Raw genomic sequence first — 20,125 nt, forward strand, 5'->3', positions numbered from 1 at the left:
AAGAATACCATAAATATCGCTGCAGCGTCAAATATGCAGTTTGCTTTGGATTCTATTTTAGTCCATTTTGAAAAAGATTTTGGGATTGATTGCCAGGTTACTTATGGTGCTTCAGGGATGATTACCAACCAAATTAAAAACGGTGCTCCATACGATATATTTTTTTCTGCTAATATGACATTTCCGCAAGACTTATACCATTTGGGTTTTGGAAATAAACCGCAAGTATATGCTCAAGGACAGTTGATTTTAATGGTGAATTCTAATCAAAAATATAATCAGATAGAAGAAATACTATTTGATAAAAAGATAAAACGGATAGGTATTGCTGATCTTAAAACTGCACCATATGGTATGGCAGCAAAAGAGTATATTGATAACCAGGGATGGTGGGATAAATTGGAATCTAAAATAATAATCGGAGAAAATGTAGGGCAAATAAATGCTTATTTAAAAAGTAATGCTATTGATGCTGGATTTACAAGTGCTTCTTACTTTGCAAAGTTACAGAACACGCAATGTTTCAAAATAGATCAGCGTTATTATCAACCAATAAATCAGGCTTATATTGTTTTAAATTCTAAAAAACAACAAGAAAATATATTTGTGAAAGAACTAACGAGTTATCTAAAAAATGAAAGGGCTCAGCAAATTTTAACCTATTTTGGTTACCGAATATGATAAGTTTTTTACCATTTTATATCACGTTTAAATTGGCGTTCTTCACAACGTTAATTTTATTTATCATTGGCGTTCCTTTGAGTTATTTTTTGGCATTTTCGAAAATGAAGGGCAAAATTTTTATTGAGAGTATTTTATTATTACCAATTGTTTTACCTCCCACAGTTTTGGGATACTATTTTATTGTTTTATTGGGTCCGGAAAGTAGGGTTGGTCAACTATTAGAAGCTGTATTTGGAATACAATTAGCGTTTACTTTTGAAGGAATTTTATTGGGTTCTCTAATTTTCTGTACACCTTTTATGTTGACACCGATTATAAACGGATTTAAATCAATACCTAAGAATATTATTGAATCAACCATGATATTAAATAAATCGAGATTCAATGCTTTATGGTTTGTATATCTTCCGATGATTAAAAAGAACTTGCTAAATGCAACTTTATTAACATTTGCCCATACGATAGGTGAATTTGGATTAGTTTTGATGATAGGAGGAAAATTAAATGACACCAAAGTTGCTGCAGTTGCCATTTATGATGAAATGAATGCCATGAATTATGAAGCTGTAGATTTATACGCTTTCATTCTACTGATAATTAGTTTTATCCTTATTTTAATAATCAATCTTTTGTCGCGAAAGAAAAACACTATTCCCGGTGCTTAAAATAGATGTAAATAAAGCTTATAATCATAAAAGGCGCAAAATTTCAATCTCTTGCAAAGCAGAGATACTTGCGGGTAAAACTACGGCTATATATGGGAAATCTGGTATAGGAAAAACCACTGTATTACGAATGATTTCGGGATTAGAAAAGCCTGATTCAGGAACACTTCAATTCGGAAATAACATTTGGTTTAATGCTAAAATTAACAAACCTATTGCAGATCGGCAAATAGGGATGGTTTTTCAGGAAGACAATTTGTTTCCAAATATGACGGTAGAAGAAAATTTAAAATACGCTTCTGGAGGTAAAGTTGAAGCATCCATTTATCACTATTTAAAAATGGTAGGATTTGATGGAATAAGGACAAGTTATCCAAGCGAATTATCTGGGGGTGAAAAAAGGTATGTATCGGTAGTTCGTTCCTTATGTCAAAAACCTAAAATCGTATTATTAGATGAACCGTTTGCGGGACTTGATGATGATACCATTGATTTTTTAATAAAGAGTTTGAAACGATTACAAAAAGAGGTTGCCCTAACCATATTGATGGTAACTCATCGTAAATCCATATTAGAAACTATGGCTGATGAAGTTATTCATATGCTCACCAGCGAGTCACAGGTGCAAGGTACACCCAATACAATTTTTAAAGCATAGGGTAGAAAAAGTTATGATAGAGGTATATACGGATGAATATTTTATGAAAGAAGCTTTAAAAGAAGCTCAAAAAGCTTTTGATAAAGATGAAGTTCCTGTTGGAGCTGTGATTGTGTTGAATAAGAAAATAATTGCTCGAGCCCATAATTTAACCGAACAATTGACGGATGTTACGGCCCATGCAGAATTACAAGCGATAACAGCAGCGAGCGAATATTTAGGCGCGAAATACTTAAAGAAATGTACTTTGTATGTGACGTTAGAACCATGTGCTATGTGTGCTGGGGCTTTAAATTGGGCTCAAATTGACAAAGTAATTTTTGGAGCAAAAGATGAGCGCAATGGTTATGATGACAATGTATTATATCATCCAAAAACGAGAATTAAGTCTGGACTGTTAGCTGATGAAGCAACATTAATGTTGAAGACTTTCTTTAAAAATAAGCGATAAAAAAAAGGGTGACCAATCGGCCACCCTTTTTAAATAAAACAACTTTATTTATTGTTTAACTACTTTCACTGTAATTGACCCAGTTTCGTTATTTAAGCTAACGAAATAGATTCCATCAGAGAAATCAGCCAGGTTTAGTTGTTCTTGGTCTACACCTTTACCATTTAACAATTCTTTACCATTGATTGAATATAATGTATAATCAAACTGTCCTTCTAACTGAATATTGATAAAATTATTCGTTGGATTTGGATAGATTGATAAATCATCCATTGCTAATTTCTCCACACTTAATTGAGAACCAACTACAAAAGTTTTGCTCGTTTGGCAAACAGTAGCATCACGAACAACAACTGTGTAAGAACCAGGAGCTAAATCAGTTAAATCTTCTGAATCATCAAAATCTCCAGTTCCATCAATATTCCAATCATATGTATAAGCTGGAACACCACCAGTAGGTTCAATATTGATAGCGCCATCGTTACCTTCTGTTACTAAAGAAGTTGTTCCCGCAATAGTTATACCTTCTACTACTTCAACATCAACAGTGGCTGTATTAGAGCATCCATATTCATCTGTACCTGTAACAGTAAAAGTAGAAGTACCAACCGTTTCTAAAGAATATGGCATTCCATCTGTTACACCCATATCCCAAGTATAAGATTCAGCACCAGAACCAGTAAGAACTACAGCTCCTCCAACACACATTTCGTCGTAATCGCTAGACCCTGAAACAGCAGGTAAATCGTGAACGATGATATCTACACTCGCAGTAGCAACACATTCTTCAAAACCTTCGTAATGACCAGAAACCGTGTAAGTGTATGAACCAGGACCAGGATTAAAATCAGCAGGATCCCATGAAGTGATATCAGCATCACCACCAGCAGCAAGAATGATTGGAGTTCCGTCACAGAAATTTCCATCACCGCCAGAAGCAGAAACATAAGGAGTAGGATTTAATGTAATTGTAATTTCATCAGAAGTAGAACATCCAGTTGCATCAAAATAACCAGTAACAGTAAATGTTTCAACACCATCAGCTGGCATATATGGAACACCTTCTACAATATCAGCAGGATCCCATTCGTAAGAATCAGCGTCTCCAGTTTTAGTGAAAATAATAGTTTCACCTTCACAAATTTCATCGTCACTTACCGAACCAGAAACTGTTGGTACTGGGTTTACAGTAACATCTACAGTGGCTGTACCCGAACATCCACCTTCGTTTGTTCCCGTTACAGTATACGTTTCCGTTCCAATTCCAGCCGGGGTATATGCAACACCATCAGTTACACCCATATCCCAAACATAAGTAGCGGCACCTGTTCCAGTGAACACAATGGCATCACCATCACAAACATCTGTATCGGTTACACTAGCACCAACTTCTGGATATTCTAAGACATTAATCGTAACAGGTTCACCTGGACATGCATCAGGATCATCACTTGTAGGAGTATATGTATAAGAACCTGCTGGTCCTGGATCAAAAGCAACACCATCAGTTACCCCACCGTCCCATGTAATGGTACCAGGACTAATTCCTGTTAAAGTAACAGTTTCTCCAACACAAATATCAGTTGCTGAAGCTGTGTATTCAACATCCGTACAATTTGGTAAAATTTCAATAGAGAAATCCGTAACAGATCCCCAAGAAAAGCTTGCACAAGGATCAGTAGCTGCACCACCCTCTTGTACCATTACTCTCATTCTTGTCGTTCCAACTACGGCATCAGCAGGAACAGTAAAATCATACGAGTCAGAAACAGTAGGAGAAGAATAGGAAATTGAACCAATAACTTCATCACCGTCGAATGTTCCATTACCATCAAAATCAATCCAAGCTCTTCCCGATTTTGAATAGTCCCATGAGCCACATCTTCCCCATGTGATATCAGCTGTATACGTGCTTAGAATAACAAGGTCGGCCATTTCTTCAAGGCGTAACTCTACACCGGCAACTCCAGGACAACCAGTATAAGATATGCTTGAAGTTTCACCAGCTAGGAAGGCATCTTCTAGATTTGAGTCTCCTGTAGATGAAGGTCCTCCTCCTTCACAATATTGCGCATTTCCGATAAGTGGGAGCGCAAAAAGCCCCACAATTAGTAGTTTTCTTTTCATGATGTAAATTAAAAGTTGTTAATTGTTGCGTAGAAAAGCCATTTATTGTAGAACTAAATCGATTTTAGACGCAACGTTATTGTTCACAAGTTATAAATAATTGTTAACATATAAATAACAATTTAACAAAAATTTAAAAGTTTTTTATTAGAATTATTTAATTTTCTCTTCATTCATGGGGGTTTGAGAAAGAACCATTTATAATTGAAAAAAAATCATATTTTTATTTTCATAATGCTTTTAATTATATTTGAGTAGCAACACATTTAATATGAAATATATTTTTTACGGCTTAATTTTGACAATTGGTTTTTCTTGCTCAAACAAAGCAAAGGATAAAGATGAAAACCTAAATACCCCGCAATCGAAGACGGTTGGTTTTAAATTATTATCTCCAGAAGAATCTGGGGTCACTTTTACAAATACCTTTCAAGAAACAGAGGAGTTAAATTATTATAATTTTGAATATATCTACAATGGAGGAGGTGTTGCCATCGGAGACATTAATAATGACCAATTAGCTGATCTTTATTTTACAGGAAATGCAACATCAGATAAATTATATTTAAATAAAGGGAATTTAAAATTTGAAGATATTACAGCTACCGCTTTTGATTATGATTTAGCAAGTCATTGGCACACCGGAGTTACCATGGTAGATATTAACTCAGATGGCTTTTTAGATATTTATGTTTGCCGGTCGGGAGGCAATGTCGAACGTGAAAATTTAAAAAACCTATTATTTGTCAATAATGGGGACAATACCTTTACTGAAAAGGGAGAAGAATATGGTGTTGCAATTGACAAGCGAACAACAAGTGCAACGTTTTTTGATTATGATAATGATGGTGATTTGGATTTATATGTACTGAATCATCCCGATTATTTAGGTTCAAAAGTATATACCAATGAAGAGGTATTAAAGATGAAAAGGCAAGGTCCTGATATGGATGTTTTGCTTGAAAATCAAGAAGGAAAGTTTGTTGATGTGACTGAGAAAGCTGGAATTAAAGCCCATATGTTTGGATTGGGAGTTGCGATTAGTGATCTCAATCAGGATGGTTTTCAAGATATCTACGTTTCTAATGATTATATCGATCCTGATTTACTGTATATTAACAATGGAGACGGCACATTTACCGACCAAATTATTGATCAAATGAAACACGTTTCAAATTTTTCTATGGGAAATGATGTCGCTGATTTTAATAACGATGGTTTAATTGATATCATGACATTGGACATGGCAAGTGAAGATCATATCCGATCTAAACGAAATATGGGGGCCATGAACACGGATAAATTTTGGAATATTGTTGGAATAGGATATCATTTGCAATACATGTTCAATAGTCTTCAATTAAACAATGGAAACGGTACCTTTTCAGATGTAGGTCAAATGGCTGGGGTAGCTAAAACTGATTGGAGTTGGGCACCGTTATTTGCTGATTTTGATAATGATGGGAAAAAGGATCTTTTTGTGACTAATGGGTATAAAAGAGATATGAGAGATAATGATTATAACGCTGAATATAATTATAAAAAAGAAACCGGAGAATTAGAAAGTTTTCAAGAAGGTTTGGATCTAGTGCCTACCGCTAAAATCAAGAATTATTTGTTCCACAATCAAGGGGATCTGAAATTTGAAAAAGTTCATGAAAATTGGGGATTAGACATGCCCTTAAATTCGAATGGTGCTGCCTATGCAGATTTGGACAATGACGGAGACCTGGATTTGGTTTTGAATAATATGGATGACCAAGCTTCCATTTTTGAAAACTTATTAAATGGACCTGCTTCTAATTTTTTAAGAATCCAAATTAAAGGATATGCTGAAAATCAGCAAGGAATAGGAACTAAGGTCACACTTTACACGAAAGATGAGTTACAACATCAAGAACTTCATACCGCACGTGGTTATATTTCGTCAGTAGAACCTTTTTTACATTTTGGACTTGGTGAAAATGACCAGATCGACCGAATAGAAGTTGAATGGCTGGATGGTACAACACTGGTTAAAGAGAACCTTCAATCAAATCAAACCATTATCGTTGACCATGCTAATGGCCATAAAAAGAAAATTAATAGAAATCAAAAAGAACCCTTTTTTACAGACATTAGTGATTCGCTCTTCTCATTTGAACATCAGGAGGTTTTATTTAATGATTTTGAATCTGAAATTCTTCTTCCTCATAAAATGTCGCAATTAGGACCGTTTATTACCAAAGGAGATGTGAATGGGGATCAGAAAGAAGATATTTACATCAGCGGTTCGCATGGCAGTTCAGGACAATTATTCATTCAAACCAAAGATGGGTTTAAAATAAAAAAGGGTCCATGGGAGAAGGAAAAGTTGCGGGAAGAAATGGAAGCATTATTTATAGATGTTGACGGGGATAATGATTTGGATTTGTATGTAGTTAGTGGAGGAAATGAAGCTTTTAGAACGTCGAAAGATTTGCAGGATCAATTGTATATAAATGATGGTAAAGGGAATTTCAAAAATGAATCTGACAAACGTTTACCAGAAATGATTGTGTCCGGTCAATCAATTGCTGCGGGGGATATTGATAATGATGGAGACTTGGATTTGTATCTTGGTGGGCGTCAAATACCCGGTTATTATCCGTTTATTCCAAAAAGTTATTTACTGGAAAATGAGGGAGGATATTTCAAAGATATCACGGCGAAATCTCCAAATGTTGCTTCGCCCGGTTTAATTACAGATGCAATTTTTGATGATTTTGATGCTGACGGAGATCAAGATTTGATTGTTGTTGGAGAATGGTTGCCTGTTGTGTTTTTTGAGAATGAAAAAGGAATATTAAGTGATGTCACTAATCAGTATAATAAATCGCTTGATGTGGGCTGGTACTATTCTATCGAAAAAGGTGATTTTAATCAAGATGGTCGTTCTGATTATATCATCGGTAACCTTGGTGAAAATAACAAGTTTCATCCTTCAAAAAACCATCCATTGGAAATATATTGCCACGATTTTGATGAAAATGGTACAAAAGATATTGTTTTAGCAAAACACCAAGACGACATTTGTTATCCTGTAAGGGGAAGACAATGTTCATCGGAACAAATGCCTTTTATCAAACAAAAATTTAGAACCTATGCTGATTTTGCAACGGCTTCTATCGAAACTATTTATGGGAGAGATCAATTAAACCAAGCTTTGCATTTCCAAGCAACTAATTTTAGTTCTGTGATTTTCTTGAGCAATGAGGCTGGATTTGAAGTAAAAGCATTGCCTGCATACAGCCAAATGGGACCAATTAATAAAACCTTGGTTGATGATTTTAACGGAGATGGTTTTACGGATGCACTGATTGTTGGTAATAATTATTCGGTTGAGGTTGAAACAATGCGTTATGACGGAGGAAGAGGATGTTTACTTCTAGGTGATGGAACGGGAAAACTTAAAGCATTGAGTCCAAAAGAATCAGGCTTTTTTGAAAATAATGATACCAAAGACATGGAAATAGTAAATTTCAATGGTAAGGATATTGTAATAACGGTGTCTAACCTCGCACGCGCTAAAACATTTATGTGTACCGCCAAGCGTAATTAGTTAATTGACGAGTTGATTTATTTGTTGTGATAATGTGTCTTCTGCTAAAGGAACGCCGTTTGTTTGCTGGTAATTAGAGACAAAAAAATGTGTGTTCATTTGACCAGTATTCAACATTTTATCATCGTAAAAAGTGGGTGTTATAATGGTTTCGGGGATAATTGAACTACTTGATTTTGACTTTTCAGGACTTTTAGCTATCTCTAATTTTTGCGTTGGCTCCTTAACTTCTACTTGTATCGTATCATACTTTATTATTTCCTTTTCAAGAAATACAGTATCAGTAGTGGCTATTCTATGCGAATCAATTTGTTCGAGTTGAGAAATTTTTGAAAATTGGAAGAAAATAAAAACTAAAACCCCAGCAGCAATCGTGACCCAAGTAGGTGTTTTATGTTGAATTATAACTCCTATAATACTCGAAGTTCCTCGCTCTTTTGCTAATTCTTGTTGTAGCGTTCCTAAACTCGAAGGGTGAGGTGTTAACCTTTTTTTATCCGCGGAAAATGAAGCTCTCGTTTTTTGGATCAGCAAGTATTGTTTTTGATACTCCTCGGAGCTCATTTGACGAAGAACAAATTTTTGCTCCGATGAATTTAAGTCGTTAAACGATTTAGTTTCCAGTAAAGTGTCTATCGAATAATTCATATTAATGGTTTTGAAAATGGATAAGTTTATCAGAGAGTAATTTTGTGGCTGAATGAAGGCGGGATTTAATAGTACCCAAAGGGCAATCAAGGACAGCGGCTATTTCTTTTAAACTTAAGCCGTCATCGTATCGTAAAATAAAAACCTCTTTATAGATTGGAATGAGTTCGTTCAGGGCAATTTTCAGTTCGTTGGCGAATAGAGCATGGTCAATATTGTTTGTTGACCTTTCGTTAATGTAGAGGTGATTCTCCATCCCTGATAGATCATTGAGTTTTTTTAAACGATATTCATTTCGACATTTATTAGCTGCGACCGTAAAAATCCATGGTTTAAATTTTTTTTCCGGATTAAATTGATCTGGTCTTTTAATAAGTTGTAGGAAAATATCATGCAGAAAATCTTGAGCTTTGTTTTCATCTTGATTTAGCATTTTATACATAAACAATAATAGCCTATGACTATACCTGGCATATAGCTCATTAAATGCTTCTTCACTCTTTCTTTTACGAATAGCAAGCATTAAATCTTCATCTGATTTGGATTTAAGATTTTTCATAGAAATCAAACGGAAGGAAATCCGAAAATTAAGACTCCCTTCGCGTTTTGGTTTACTTATATTTTAAGACTTATTCTGCATTTAAAAAGTTGGAAATAGTTGCTTCATGAGAAGTGTTTTCAACGATTCTTTCAATAATTGTTGCTGTTCGTTGCATTTTTTTGGAGTCTTCTACAGTTTTGTAATGTTCATACAATTGCATTAATGCGGGGAGATAGGTTAAATTATTTCGTTTAACTTGCTCAGGGAACTTTTCAGGATAACTGTTAAAAATCAGTTGATCCAATAAGAAATGTTGTTCAAAGTTTTTTACAATTCTTGAGATATTATTGTAAGGGCCATCATGATACTTAAAAGCTAATCCAACAGTATATGTTTTTTGTTGGAGAGATTCCATATTATTAATATAATCTCCGTAAGAGAAATAAAGTGGTTTATGGTTGATTTGTTCAATAATTGTATCAATGATTTCTCGTTCGCTTCGCACATTTGTCGGCGGAATTAATTGTTTTTCTTGGAATTGTATTTTACGATAGTTGTTTGAACCGTAGGCACAAAATATGTTAATGATTGTGATATCGGGACGTATGTTTTGTGCGTGTTGCAAAATAAGTGCGGGATAGGTATCATTATCGCCAGCGGTTAATAAGATTGCGTCTTGTTCAACAGACATTAACATATTATATGTGGTTGCAATAAGACTGGGAGAAAGATCCCCAGATTTTAACCATTTTTGGCCTATTTTAGCCATCCCTTTTTTATCTCCTACAATCATGTAAGCATTCATTAAATCAGGGTATATTTCTGTGCGATTTGGATTTATTTCATAGGCTTTTTGACTCCAAGATATTATTTCATCAACCTTATCCTTTTTTGATCCCCAAATACTGGAATGCCAGCACTTTAAATGATAGTATTCATAAGTTTTAGGGATGTTTTTTTCTACCTTTTCTATTACATCGTCCATTTTTGAAGCCCATTTAAAAAGAAGTTCCTCAGATGGAGCTGTTATTTTTGCCATTCGTGCCGCACAATAATAATTCTCCCAAGCCGTAGGATTCTTACGGTCTTTTTTTATCACTTTTTCCCAAGCTTCATATTGCGACACATACCATTCATAGTCTTTGAAAACTTTAACAATGGAATAAACTTTTTCAGGTTGTGTTTGTGTTCGTCCATTTTGAAACATTAAAAAACAAGCTCCAAAAACGAATAAATAAGTGATGAATTTCATATTCTCAAGATTTGATTTCTCGTATTACACAAGAACATCAAATAAGTTCGTGAGAAAATGTTAAAAAAAGTAAATAATCAATTTTGGTTATAAGAGTAGGAGTAAAAAGGGGTAGAAGAGAAGGTTAACAACCTTCACCATAGGTCACTTCTTTAATTTTAAAATCTTCTCCATAATCCACCCATTTAATCTTAAAATCTTCGCCGTAGTCCACAGACTTCCATTTACCTTTATTGTTTTCTCCGTAATCCACCCATTTTACTTTAACGTCTTCTCCGTAATCGACTACCTTCACTTTATAATCTTCCCCATAGTCCACCACTTTGATTTTACCGTAGATTTCGCAGGCCGGATTACCTGTTTTTTGACCTTCAACCATGGTATCTTTAGAAGATAGACTTGTGAGACCAGTTATACTTAATCCAATAAGGGTTAAACCTATTAATAATTGTTTAGTTTTCATGTTTTTGTTTTTTGAGAGGTTGATTAATTTAAACTAATCAATATCAAAACTAAGTGATTAAGGTTTAATTGTAAAGGGTTCTACTTCGGTTTTTAAATAACTATTCGACGTATTACCGGTTTTCTCTGCTGAATTAAAAAAAAGAGATTATAAACGGCTAACTATCATGCATATTTGTTGCATAAGGGGCGTTAATCGCGTTATTTTATCCATTGCTAAACAAAAAAACACCGTTCCTTAATCGCGAGTTTCTTTCATTGAATTAATTCTCTACCTTGCTGCTCGGTAATTTATTGCCTACGCAACCAGTAAGTTATCCTATCTTTTTTAATCGAACTACTAATCATCGTTTTTTAAAAAAATGATAATTAAGTAAAATCTCGCACGCTCCCTGTGATTCGATGTTTGATTTTCTAAAAATAGTCACCCGGAACAATAAAAAGGGGGAGTGGATGTTAAGGTTTACTTCCTTTTTTTGTTTTTAATTCTAAAATCAGTCTTAATTTTAACGCATGATTTTTGAAGGTAATTCAGGAGAGTATTTTGACATTCAACAGGTCAAGTCCAATAATTATAATCCACTGACGGCACAACGAAATGAAACGTTGAAAATAATTTGGTTCAAATCAGATGGAGCAGAATTGATAATAGACAGTCAATCTTATATTTTTAATAAAAATGAAATCATTTTTTTAACTCAGTTTCACCAAGTGAGTATTGTAAGCGATTTTGAGGCTGAGATTTTACGTTTTAATCGACCTTTTTATTGTGTTATCGACCATGATAGTGAGGTGAGCTGTAAAGGTGTACTATTCTATGGTTCAAGTGAAATTCCACGGATAAAAATGGAAAAACAAGAGCTAGAAGTATTAGAAACTGTCTGGAAATTATCTGTTTTTGAGTTTGAAATGCAAGATAGCTTACAGATGGAAATGTTGCAAATGATGTTAAAACGAATTCTGATACTTTGTACTCGTGTTTACAAGAAATGTTGTATTGGAGAGCATGTTGATACACAGCAACACGATTTAATACGGGAATTTAATTACCTCGTTGAAAAACATTTTAAAACAAAACATGCGGTTAGTGATTATGCTGACTTACTGTATAAATCACCGAAAACAATCAGCAATTCTTTCAAAAAATTAGGATCTAAAAGCCCTTTACAGTTTATTCATGATCGAATAATGCTTGAGGCACGACGATTATTATGGTATACAGAACAAGATATTTCTGAAATTGCATACGACCTTGGATATTCCGACATTCAATCATTCAGTCGATTTTTCAAAAAAAACCAATTAATCTCACCGCGTGAATATCGAAATTTACGGGAAGGGAAAAATTGATAATTCGCAAGGAATAACTGCCTAGCGATACGCTTTTAATAAGCCGCAACTTTGTAGTGTCATTAAAATTTAAACAATTAAAATTATTTATATGAACACTACAGGATTAACATTTGACATTCCAAAAAGAGAAGAAGTATCAGAAAATAACCAGGCTATTTTTGATCAATTAAAAGGTAAAATCGGCTTTGTACCCAATCTTTATGCCTTTTATGCTAAAAACGAAACGGCATTAGGAGACTATTTAGCTTTACAAAATCGTAAATCGACTTTAAAAGCGAAAGAAAAAGAAGTCGTGAACCTTGTTACAAGTCAAATTAATGGTTGCCGTTATTGTCAATCAGCGCATACCGCCATTGGAAAAATGAATGGTTTTACAGACGAGCAAATTCTTGAACTCAGGAAGGGTGAAGCAAGTTTTGATCAAAAATTGGAAGCCTTGGTAAAATTGAGCGCTGCAATAGTTGAGAATAAAGGAAAAGTTGATGATGCGACGAAAGAAGCATTTTTTAACGCAGGTTACGATCAAGCAAACCTGATAGATGTAGTAATGCTGGTTGGAGATAAAATTATCAGTAACTACATTCATAACCTAACTGGTTTTGAAATTGACTTTCCAATAGCCCCAGAATTATAATTTGGAAATCTAACTATGTTGGAGTAGTTTATGGCTACTCCAACATTTTAATCTTTTATCAATAATGAAAACAACAGCATTAAAAATTGACAACCAGAAAGGGAATGATTTACAGGCATTTATTGACTTTCCCAATAATCAGCAACCAAAGCAGTATGCCATTTTTGCACATTGTTTTACATGTAATAGTCAGTTTAATGCTGCTCGTTCAATTGTACAAGGCTTAAATAGAGCTGGTATTGCGGTTTTACGTTTTGACTTTACAGGTTTGGGAAAAAGTACGGGAGAGTTTTCTGAAAGTCATTTTGAGGCAAATATTGATGATATTTTGGCGGTAAATAACTACATGAAAGAACACTATCAGTTGCCTGAATTAATCATTGGCCATTCTTTAGGTGGTGCAGCGGCAATTGTAGCGGCTTCTTCATTGGATAATATTAAAGCCGTAGCAACTATTGGAACGCCCTCAGATATTGGTCATACTACGAAACATTTTGCAGATCAAATTAGTCACTTGGGAACAGATGAAAAAGCTGAGGTTACTATTGGAGGAAGAAGTTTCGTGATTACGGGACGGTTCGTTGAAGGATTTAAACAACATAATTTGCCAGAAATTACCAAAAAACTGAGAAAACCGATCTTGATTCTGCATGCTCCTTTTGATGAAATTGTAGGCATTGAAAATGCTCATGAAATTTACCAAAATGCAATGCATCCTAAAAGTTTTGTATCATTAGATGGCGCCAATCATCTTTTATCCAATAAAGCTGATAGTCTGTACGTGGGCGAAGTAATTGGAATTTGGGCCAAAAGGTATATTAATTTAAAGGAAAGTCCTAAAAATGATCCAGAGCAACATCAAGTTGTGGGACATTTAAACCTGATAGAAGATAATTTTACGACGAGTATCCATTCTCAAAATCATGGTTTAATTGCGGATGAACCTCTCGATGTGGGAGGAGATAATTTAGGAATGTCACCTTATGAATTGGTTTCAGCGGGACTGGCGGCTTGCACCGTAATGACTGTTAAGCTATATGCTGAACGAAAAAAATGGAATCTTCAAGAAGCTTTTGCTTATATCAGTCATAAAAAAGAAACCGTTGACAATAAAAAAATTGATGTTTTTACAAAGACACTGCAATTTATTGGAGATTTAGATGACCAGCAAAAAGAACGTTTAAGGCAGATTGCAGGTAAATGTCCTGTGCACCGAACCTTGGAAGGGGAAGTGCAAATTGAAACTACTTTGATTTAAATTTTTTGGTTGATTTTTTTACCTTGATGCCATCGATAAAATAATAATCGCCTTGTAAAAAATACAACTGCTCACGGGCTACGATATTTCCTTTTTTATAAGTCAATCGTTCAACGTTAATACTTGGCCGTTTTCCACTTGCTGAACCCAATATTCGAAGTTCATTGGGTTGTGGTTGAGCATGACCAGTGATGATTTGTCCATGATCAATACGTCCATATTTAAAATAACATTCAGCTGTCCAAATTGTATCATTGCGATAATACCACATTTTGCGCTGCGTTTCATACCCATCATCTATTAGGGATTCACTGTATTTTTTTCCATTTTCATAAAAGGTAGTTTTTAACATTGGAGCGGCTTCTTTCCAATTGTAATATTGATTCGTTTGTAGGGGGTATTCTTTTGTGGTTTGGGTAAACTCGTATGTTCTAATAAGTCTATGGTTATCTTGACTCCATATTTTGAATTGACCGACAGGAAGATGACGCTTAAAATAACCAGTAGCCAGTGTGTCATCATGTTTCAAAAAATAGATTGGACCATTTAATGAGTCGTTGATGTAATGATATACCAAACCATCTTTGGTTGAAGATTGGTGATTTATCCACCTGCCATTTGCTTTTCCGAATACAAAAAATGCGGTTAAAACAGGGTGATTATTTTCTATAATCGATAAACTATCGTTTAGCTTTCCATTTACGAATTTGCCATGAATGATGGTGTTTTTTTGTTGAGAAACAAAGGTGCCATTTGCCGATTGAGATGGATCTTCCAGCAATAATTTTATGCCATTGATACGGTTTTGTTCAGGCAAAAAATCATCGCCCCAAAAAAAGGTCTTGTGATTTATTTTTTTGTTGATTTGCCATTCAATTGGAGTTTTTTGTGCAGAGTCATATTTAAATAAAAAGCTAGAATTCCACTCAAAACCATCGTATAATTGTTGTTTTATTATAATTTTATCTTCTAATATGCTTAAATCGTCATTTTGTCGAATAAAATGAAGAAAGTGACTATTCTCCCCCTTTTTACTCTTACGATAGAGGCTATAACCTAATGAATTTTCGTCAGCTACAATGGATGCAATTTCTTCATCTAATTCTTTCCAATAGCCAAAACTTAAAGGTTTACAGATAAAATTTTGTTTGCTCATCGCGTAAATCCAACTTTCATAAAATGGATTGTCTTGGGTATTTGCTTCTAAATCAACTTCCGGAATTTTAAGTTCGAAACAGCCATCCATTATCCTAAAATCATCGTAAAACTGACGCCAAATTTTGGTATAGTCTTGTATATCAATATAAGCACTTCGTCCTTGTCCGTTGTTCGCTTTTCTGTCATAAACAAATACGTTATTTTCTCCTAAAAAATGGATATCAGTTACGGTTAGTAACCGGGGAGATGACTTGGTAAATACTGATAGTAAATAGCCTTTTTTTAATGATTTTAACGTATGGTGCTGAATTGAGCAGCTGAAAGTTACGTTTGTTTTGACTTTAATTGGCTCGCTTTTATAGGGGAAATACGCCAAGACTTGAACGTTTATTTTATCTTTTTTAAAGTCTATAAAACGAGCAATAAAATGCTGTTCTGCCTTTTCAAAATAATAAGGATTAGGATAAGCTAAGCACATCCAGGAGCACATCCAAAAACTAAGAAATAAGAAGCTTTTTAGCATTTAATAAATTTACTTTTTTTAATCCAATTAAATTGAGAAGATGATTAAAAGCATCTACCTATTGACTGAAGTAATAGGCAAAGGGAATAATTGTTAAATCTTCAGGAAATCTTGACTATCTCGATGCTTTAAAATCCATCTAAATTTGTATTGAATTTAAAATTTATAAAAAATGAAAGCAATAAATAATCAAGTAGAATTTGATCAAATAGTAAATGGTACAAAACCTGTATTAGTTGATTTTTATGCCGATTGGTGTGGTCCTTGTCAAACGCAACTTCCAATAGTTGAAGATTTATCTCAACTTCATCAAGAAGATTTTGAAGTGGTAAAAGTAAATGTTGATCAACAAAAAGAATTGGCTGCAAAATTTGGAATTAGAAGTATTCCGGCGCTCTTTTTTATAAGAGAAGGTGAAATATTAGAAAAAATGGTTGGTTTACAAACAAAATCTACATTAGAAAGTAAAATGCAGTATTATGCCCAACCGAAAGTTTAACTAAATTTTAGTAAAAAAAGCGGTTCTTTTTCGTCTTAAATAAATACAGAGCGTGTAAATTAGTAATTGAATTAAATAGGAGAATTATTATGTTGAATTGGGCAAATATTATTCGTATCGCTAGTAATGGGAACCCACAACCCGAGCGCAGCGTTGTTAAGAGTGAGGAAGAATGGAAAACTTTGTTGGACGATGAGGTTTTTAGAATTACGCGATTAAAAGGTACAGAGCGTGCGCATAGTTCTGACATGTGTACCCGATTCGAGCCGGGCAAATACGCCTGTGTTTGCTGCGAAACACCTTTATTTGATTCGAATGAAAAATTTGATAGTGGAACAGGTTGGCCATCATTTAATCAACCGATGAAAGAAGATATAGTAGCGTATCATATAGACACGTCTTATGGCATGAAAAGAATTGAAGCCACGTGTAATATTTGCGAAGCACATTTGGGACATGTCTTTCCAGATGGACCAGCGCCAAGTGGATTGAGGTATTGCGTAAATGCACTTTCATTGAAAAAAATAACGAATTGAGGAGAAAAAAATGAACAATTATAAAAAAGCATATATCGCCGGGGGCTGTTTTTGGGGGATGGAAGATTTATTCCGCAAGCAGCCCGGAATTATTGACACCGAAGTAGGTTATATTGGGGGAGAAAATGATAACCCGACCTATAGAAATCATCCAGGTCATGCCGAAGGAATTGAACTGGTTTATGACCCTTCCATAACTAATTTTAGGAAGATTTTAGATTATTTTTATCGTGTACACAACCCAACTACAGTTGATCGACAGGGTAATGATCGTGGATCATCCTATCGCTCTGCTATTTTCATTCAAAACGATGAAGAAAAAGCCATTGCAGAAGAAATGATAGAATTGGTTAATGCTTCGGGACGTTGGGATGGTAAAATTGTCACACAACTTGAACCTTATAGCACCTTTTGGCCTGCAGAACCCGAACATCAAGATTATTTGGAGAAAAATCCAGACGGGTATACCTGTCATTTTGAGCGGTTTGGAACATTTTTGGGGTAGTTGTAATAATTTCAGTAGGTCGAATTATTCTTCAATCGCAGTAACGACAGGTTCTTCTTTTCTGTTCAGCATTGGTGATAAATAGGATGTATATTTTCTCATGAAATTTTCTTAATCTGTTCAATAAGCTCTGGATTTTCAAGGCTTAGATTCAACTTACTCAACCTAACATTCCCCTTCTCAGAAAAAAAGTAGTCGGAGTTTTGGTCTAATTCTTTAATAATTTTCACTCAGTCAGCGATTTATACAACCTATAACCGTTAAATATATAGGTGATATTCCTTTGAAGTTATAAAACAGCATATTGCAATTCGTCCAATCTTTAAGTTTGGTGTGTTGACTTGGGTCCTTCCTAAAAAATATTGACATCATCTTTAAAACAAACCAACATAAAAGCAGTTTGAAGATAGACTCAAACTGCTTTTGTATTTTAGGTTAATTCAAGTTATGGTGTTAACCAATTGAGGATGGCTGCTGTTGTTTCTGCAGGTTTTTCTTGTTGGATGCAATGGCCACAATTTAAGCTGACGACGTCTACATTCGGAACAAAATCAATTAGGTTTTCTAATTTTGGGATGAGGTCTTGTTCGCCATAAATCATCAAGCTCGGGTGATTAATTATTGGGTTAGCATCGGCCAGCAAATGCCAATTTCGGTCAAGGTTCCGATACCAATTAATGGCACCAGTAAAGCCTGAATTTTTAAAAGCAGAAACATAAACTGCTAAGTCACTTTCTGACATGATGGGGTCTCCAAGTGGCTTTACTGCCTTCGCAAGGTTAATCATTAACATGCCTGGTTGTGGAGGCAATAACGGCAGGTTTTTCCGAAATAAATTCCGAAGGAAATTATCGGCGTGATCACTTAATATAGCATCCGCAACACCTGCTTGTCGATTAAAATGAACAAAATAATTATCTCCTCCAAACACTTCTTCCATCCATTCAATCCAAGGTTTTTCCCCACGGACTTGATAGGGTAGGGCCAAGTTAATTATTTTATGCACGCGAGTGGGGTGAAGTAAGGCAAGGGACCAAACCACATTGGCTCCCCAATCATGACCAACAAATGAAGCGCGCTGATAACCATAATGGTCCAGAAGCGCGACCAGATCTCCCGTTAATTGTTCAATATCATAATCCGTGATTTCACTAGGACAAGAAGAACTTCCATAACCACGTTGATTGGGAACAATGACATGATATCCTGCTTCAACTAATTCAGGAATTTGAAAACGCCATGAATAGGCATTTTCGGGGAAACCATGACAAAGTACAATAGGATTTCCACTATTTTCTCGTCCGGCTTCAAAGACTTCCAATTCAATATTATTCACTGAAACTATGGTAGCCTTTGGAAAGTCAATTGCATTTGAAATTTTGCTCATTTTGATTTGTTTTTAAGTTTATGAAGCAAAATTAGACCCGACTTGTGACAGCCTTATGACAAGGGTGAAAAGATCTTAATGATATTTGTCAAAATACGCTTGTAAAGTCATGTTATGTGGCTCAAAAGTTTCGGAAAGCAGTTCCATTTTTCGAATTCTATCGGGCCTAAAAAACCGAAATTCTTTTCGCAAACGACACCAGGCAATTAAGTACCAGTTTTCAGAATTAAGGATAGCAAACGGCTCTATCACACGCGTAGTTGAGGTATTTTCTTTGTCCAAATAATCAATTTTTACCAGGACGTAATTGGTTAAAGCGTGTTGCAAATCAGATAGGTTGTTACTGTTTCGTGCCTTTTGTTTAACCTGATTATATTGGGTTCGATCGGTCAGTAAATTTGTTTTGTCCTTGATCGTGTACTTCAGGATTGACTTAATTTTGTCGATGGCATCGGAATAATCAGAAACAAAAGAGGCATCCTTACTTTTTAACACAAGTTGTTCTGCTAAGATTAAGGCATTGGCTTGTTTTTCGGTGAACATTACAGGTGGAATTTTGTAGCCATCCATTAGCGAATAACCTTTACCTTCTTCTGTAAAAATTGGTACGCCTGACTGCTCCAATGCTCTTATATCCCTATAAACAGTTCGTTTACTGATATCAAATTTTTCTGCTAATTCAGCAGCAGTAACAATGCGTTTAGTTTGCAGTTGAATCAGTGTAGCGGTTAACCTTGATAACCTATTTGTTTCAAAATATTCCATTGTTAATTGGTTCGGTTTGTAGATACAGGGTATTTAGCTATCAAAGCTGTTGCTAAATAGGGTGGATATCGATAGAGTTCGCAATTGCATTTTTCCCAAAATGGGGTACTATAATTACTTTTCAGCGGAAAACCAAAACTATTGTTATATTGATCCGTTTCAACCTCGTTCGAAGATCCTACCGACGCTACAAATATTTCTTCGACATTATTTATTTCGGTATATATTTTTTCAGAAGCATGTTTAAAATCATATTTTCTACCCTCTTAATCATTGACAACCTCCTTTAAGCGCTAGATTTTGAGTTTCACTAAATATAGAGGATTTTTTAATCAAGATGCGGTTAATATTCAATTATTTGTCGAATTGATTCGTTGCGCACAATGATCGATTGGTTAACCTTTTGAATTAAATCTAGTGATTGTTCTAAATCCATGAT

19 protein-coding genes are annotated in these 20,125 nt (G+C 34.8%); 11 read left to right on the forward strand and 8 right to left on the reverse strand.

Going from position 1 to position 20,125, the window contains the following annotated elements; translation table 11 throughout:
• The first annotated feature begins 33 nt into the window (after nucleotides 1-33).
• Genes modA through A8143_RS10385 form a run of 4 tightly spaced genes read left to right on the forward strand, consistent with a single transcriptional unit; the run spans nucleotide 34 to nucleotide 2,458 of the window.
• The gene (gene modA / locus A8143_RS10370) at nucleotides 34-681 is read left to right on the forward strand and encodes a molybdate ABC transporter substrate-binding protein (protein ID WP_175437529.1); all 648 of its coding nucleotides are present in this window, start codon (nucleotides 34-36) and stop codon (nucleotides 679-681) included.
• Nucleotides 678-1,349 carry a molybdate ABC transporter permease subunit gene (gene modB / locus A8143_RS10375; protein WP_066758770.1) on the forward strand — a complete coding sequence of 224 codons (672 nt, stop codon included), beginning with the start codon at nucleotides 678-680 and terminating at the stop codon, nucleotides 1,347-1,349. The genes modA and modB overlap by 4 nt, the downstream gene beginning before the upstream one ends.
• Nucleotides 1,342-2,007: an ATP-binding cassette domain-containing protein gene (locus A8143_RS10380; protein ID WP_066758772.1), complete on the forward strand. Its 666-nt coding sequence runs from the start codon at nucleotides 1,342-1,344 to the stop codon at nucleotides 2,005-2,007. The genes modB and A8143_RS10380 overlap by 8 nt, the downstream gene beginning before the upstream one ends.
• A 13-nt stretch (nucleotides 2,008-2,020) precedes the next feature.
• A complete protein-coding gene (locus tag A8143_RS10385) occupies nucleotides 2,021-2,458 on the forward strand; it encodes a nucleoside deaminase (protein ID WP_066758773.1) in 438 nt (145 codons plus the stop codon).
• Between the two features lie 48 nt (nucleotides 2,459-2,506).
• On the opposite strand, the gene A8143_RS10390 is transcribed toward A8143_RS10385, so the two are convergent.
• Nucleotides 2,507-4,585, reverse strand: a complete 2,079-nt coding sequence (locus tag A8143_RS10390; protein WP_066758775.1) for a T9SS type A sorting domain-containing protein — start codon at nucleotides 4,583-4,585, stop codon at nucleotides 2,507-2,509.
• Nucleotides 4,586-4,856: 271 nt separating this feature from the next.
• On the opposite strand from A8143_RS10390, the gene A8143_RS10395 reads away from it, so the two are divergent.
• Nucleotides 4,857-8,165: a VCBS repeat-containing protein gene (locus A8143_RS10395; protein ID WP_083261328.1), complete on the forward strand. Its 3,309-nt coding sequence runs from the start codon at nucleotides 4,857-4,859 to the stop codon at nucleotides 8,163-8,165.
• On the opposite strand, the gene A8143_RS10400 is transcribed toward A8143_RS10395, so the two are convergent.
• From A8143_RS10400 to A8143_RS16780, 4 genes are all read right to left on the reverse strand, one after another.
• On the reverse strand, nucleotides 8,166-8,813 hold the full coding sequence (locus tag A8143_RS10400; protein ID WP_066758777.1) for a hypothetical protein: 648 nt from the start codon (nucleotides 8,811-8,813) through the stop codon (nucleotides 8,166-8,168). It lies immediately after the preceding gene.
• Between the two features lies 1 nt (nucleotide 8,814).
• Nucleotides 8,815-9,372: an RNA polymerase sigma factor gene (locus A8143_RS10405; RefSeq protein ID WP_066758779.1), complete on the reverse strand. Its 558-nt coding sequence runs from the start codon at nucleotides 9,370-9,372 to the stop codon at nucleotides 8,815-8,817.
• Nucleotides 9,373-9,442: 70 nt separating this feature from the next.
• Complete coding sequence (locus A8143_RS10410; protein WP_070138047.1) at nucleotides 9,443-10,606, reverse strand: hypothetical protein; 1,164 nt, start codon at nucleotides 10,604-10,606, stop codon at nucleotides 9,443-9,445.
• Between the two features lie 124 nt (nucleotides 10,607-10,730).
• Nucleotides 10,731-11,069 carry a hypothetical protein gene (locus A8143_RS16780; protein ID WP_096348997.1) on the reverse strand — a complete coding sequence of 113 codons (339 nt, stop codon included), beginning with the start codon at nucleotides 11,067-11,069 and terminating at the stop codon, nucleotides 10,731-10,733.
• 512 nt (nucleotides 11,070-11,581) lie between these two features.
• On the opposite strand from A8143_RS16780, the gene A8143_RS10420 reads away from it, so the two are divergent.
• The 3 genes from A8143_RS10420 to A8143_RS10430 all read left to right on the forward strand — a co-directional run bounded on the left by A8143_RS10420 (nucleotide 11,582) and on the right by A8143_RS10430 (nucleotide 14,313).
• Nucleotides 11,582-12,418 carry a helix-turn-helix domain-containing protein gene (locus A8143_RS10420; protein WP_066758782.1) on the forward strand — a complete coding sequence of 279 codons (837 nt, stop codon included), beginning with the start codon at nucleotides 11,582-11,584 and terminating at the stop codon, nucleotides 12,416-12,418.
• 91 nt (nucleotides 12,419-12,509) lie between these two features.
• Nucleotides 12,510-13,055 (forward strand): carboxymuconolactone decarboxylase family protein, encoded by a 546-nt coding sequence (locus A8143_RS10425; RefSeq protein WP_066758783.1) that lies wholly within the window; start codon nucleotides 12,510-12,512, stop codon nucleotides 13,053-13,055.
• A 64-nt stretch (nucleotides 13,056-13,119) separates the two neighbouring features.
• On the forward strand, nucleotides 13,120-14,313 hold the full coding sequence (locus A8143_RS10430) for a bifunctional alpha/beta hydrolase/OsmC family protein (RefSeq protein ID WP_066758784.1): 1,194 nt from the start codon (nucleotides 13,120-13,122) through the stop codon (nucleotides 14,311-14,313).
• Here A8143_RS10430 and A8143_RS10435 read toward each other — a convergent pair.
• Nucleotides 14,300-15,994: a hypothetical protein gene (locus A8143_RS10435; protein WP_139134332.1), complete on the reverse strand. Its 1,695-nt coding sequence runs from the start codon at nucleotides 15,992-15,994 to the stop codon at nucleotides 14,300-14,302. The two genes, A8143_RS10430 and A8143_RS10435, sit on opposite strands and share 14 nt — an antisense overlap.
• Nucleotides 15,995-16,166: 172 nt before the next feature.
• Between A8143_RS10435 and trxA the strand changes: the two genes are divergently transcribed.
• The 3 genes from trxA to msrA all read left to right on the forward strand — a co-directional run bounded on the left by trxA (nucleotide 16,167) and on the right by msrA (nucleotide 17,534).
• Entirely contained in the window at nucleotides 16,167-16,493 is a 327-nt protein-coding gene (gene trxA, locus A8143_RS10440; RefSeq protein WP_066758788.1) for a thioredoxin, read from the forward strand.
• 89 nt (nucleotides 16,494-16,582) lie between these two features.
• Nucleotides 16,583-17,029, forward strand: a complete 447-nt coding sequence (msrB, locus tag A8143_RS10445) for a peptide-methionine (R)-S-oxide reductase MsrB (RefSeq protein ID WP_066758790.1) — start codon at nucleotides 16,583-16,585, stop codon at nucleotides 17,027-17,029.
• Nucleotides 17,030-17,039: 10 nt separating this feature from the next.
• Nucleotides 17,040-17,534: a peptide-methionine (S)-S-oxide reductase MsrA gene (gene msrA, locus A8143_RS10450; RefSeq protein WP_066758792.1), complete on the forward strand. Its 495-nt coding sequence runs from the start codon at nucleotides 17,040-17,042 to the stop codon at nucleotides 17,532-17,534.
• Nucleotides 17,535-17,979: 445 nt separating this feature from the next.
• On the opposite strand, the gene A8143_RS10455 is transcribed toward msrA, so the two are convergent.
• Together A8143_RS10455 and A8143_RS10460 are read right to left on the reverse strand one after the other, a co-directional pair.
• On the reverse strand, nucleotides 17,980-18,921 hold the full coding sequence (locus A8143_RS10455; protein ID WP_066758793.1) for an alpha/beta fold hydrolase: 942 nt from the start codon (nucleotides 18,919-18,921) through the stop codon (nucleotides 17,980-17,982).
• Nucleotides 18,922-18,996: 75 nt separating this feature from the next.
• Complete coding sequence (locus tag A8143_RS10460; protein ID WP_066758795.1) at nucleotides 18,997-19,686, reverse strand: helix-turn-helix transcriptional regulator; 690 nt, start codon at nucleotides 19,684-19,686, stop codon at nucleotides 18,997-18,999.
• Nucleotides 19,687-20,125: the final 439 nt, after the last annotated feature.

This window comes from Crocinitomix algicola, from assembly GCF_001661595.2.
In the GTDB taxonomy this organism is placed as follows: Bacteria; Bacteroidota; Bacteroidia; order Flavobacteriales_D; family Crocinitomicaceae; genus Crocinitomix; species Crocinitomix algicola.

Bases quoted from the DNA above. Each gene is read 5' to 3' on its own strand.
- msrA (WP_066758792.1), top strand. From the start codon at position 17,040: ATGAACAATTATAAAAAAGCATATATCGCCGGGGGCTGTTTTTGGGGG.
- A8143_RS10455 (WP_066758793.1), bottom strand. From the start codon at position 18,921: ATGAGCAAAATTTCAAATGCAATTGACTTTCCAAAGGCTACCATAGTT.
- modA (WP_175437529.1), top strand. From the start codon at position 34: ATGCAGTTTGCTTTGGATTCTATTTTAGTCCATTTTGAAAAAGATTTT.
- A8143_RS10430 (WP_066758784.1), top strand. From the start codon at position 13,120: ATGAAAACAACAGCATTAAAAATTGACAACCAGAAAGGGAATGATTTA.
- A8143_RS10385 (WP_066758773.1), top strand. From the start codon at position 2,021: ATGATAGAGGTATATACGGATGAATATTTTATGAAAGAAGCTTTAAAA.
- A8143_RS10420 (WP_066758782.1), top strand. From the start codon at position 11,582: ATGATTTTTGAAGGTAATTCAGGAGAGTATTTTGACATTCAACAGGTC.
- A8143_RS10395 (WP_083261328.1), top strand. From the start codon at position 4,857: ATGAAATATATTTTTTACGGCTTAATTTTGACAATTGGTTTTTCTTGC.
- A8143_RS10410 (WP_070138047.1), bottom strand. From the start codon at position 10,606: ATGAAATTCATCACTTATTTATTCGTTTTTGGAGCTTGTTTTTTAATG.
- A8143_RS10425 (WP_066758783.1), top strand. From the start codon at position 12,510: ATGAACACTACAGGATTAACATTTGACATTCCAAAAAGAGAAGAAGTA.
- A8143_RS10435 (WP_139134332.1), bottom strand. From the start codon at position 15,994: ATGCTAAAAAGCTTCTTATTTCTTAGTTTTTGGATGTGCTCCTGGATG.
- trxA (WP_066758788.1), top strand. From the start codon at position 16,167: ATGAAAGCAATAAATAATCAAGTAGAATTTGATCAAATAGTAAATGGT.
- A8143_RS10405 (WP_066758779.1), bottom strand. From the start codon at position 9,372: ATGAAAAATCTTAAATCCAAATCAGATGAAGATTTAATGCTTGCTATT.
- A8143_RS10400 (WP_066758777.1), bottom strand. From the start codon at position 8,813: ATGAATTATTCGATAGACACTTTACTGGAAACTAAATCGTTTAACGAC.
- modB (WP_066758770.1), top strand. From the start codon at position 678: ATGATAAGTTTTTTACCATTTTATATCACGTTTAAATTGGCGTTCTTC.
- A8143_RS10460 (WP_066758795.1), bottom strand. From the start codon at position 19,686: ATGGAATATTTTGAAACAAATAGGTTATCAAGGTTAACCGCTACACTG.
- A8143_RS10390 (WP_066758775.1), bottom strand. From the start codon at position 4,585: ATGAAAAGAAAACTACTAATTGTGGGGCTTTTTGCGCTCCCACTTATC.
- A8143_RS16780 (WP_096348997.1), bottom strand. From the start codon at position 11,069: ATGAAAACTAAACAATTATTAATAGGTTTAACCCTTATTGGATTAAGT.
- msrB (WP_066758790.1), top strand. From the start codon at position 16,583: ATGTTGAATTGGGCAAATATTATTCGTATCGCTAGTAATGGGAACCCA.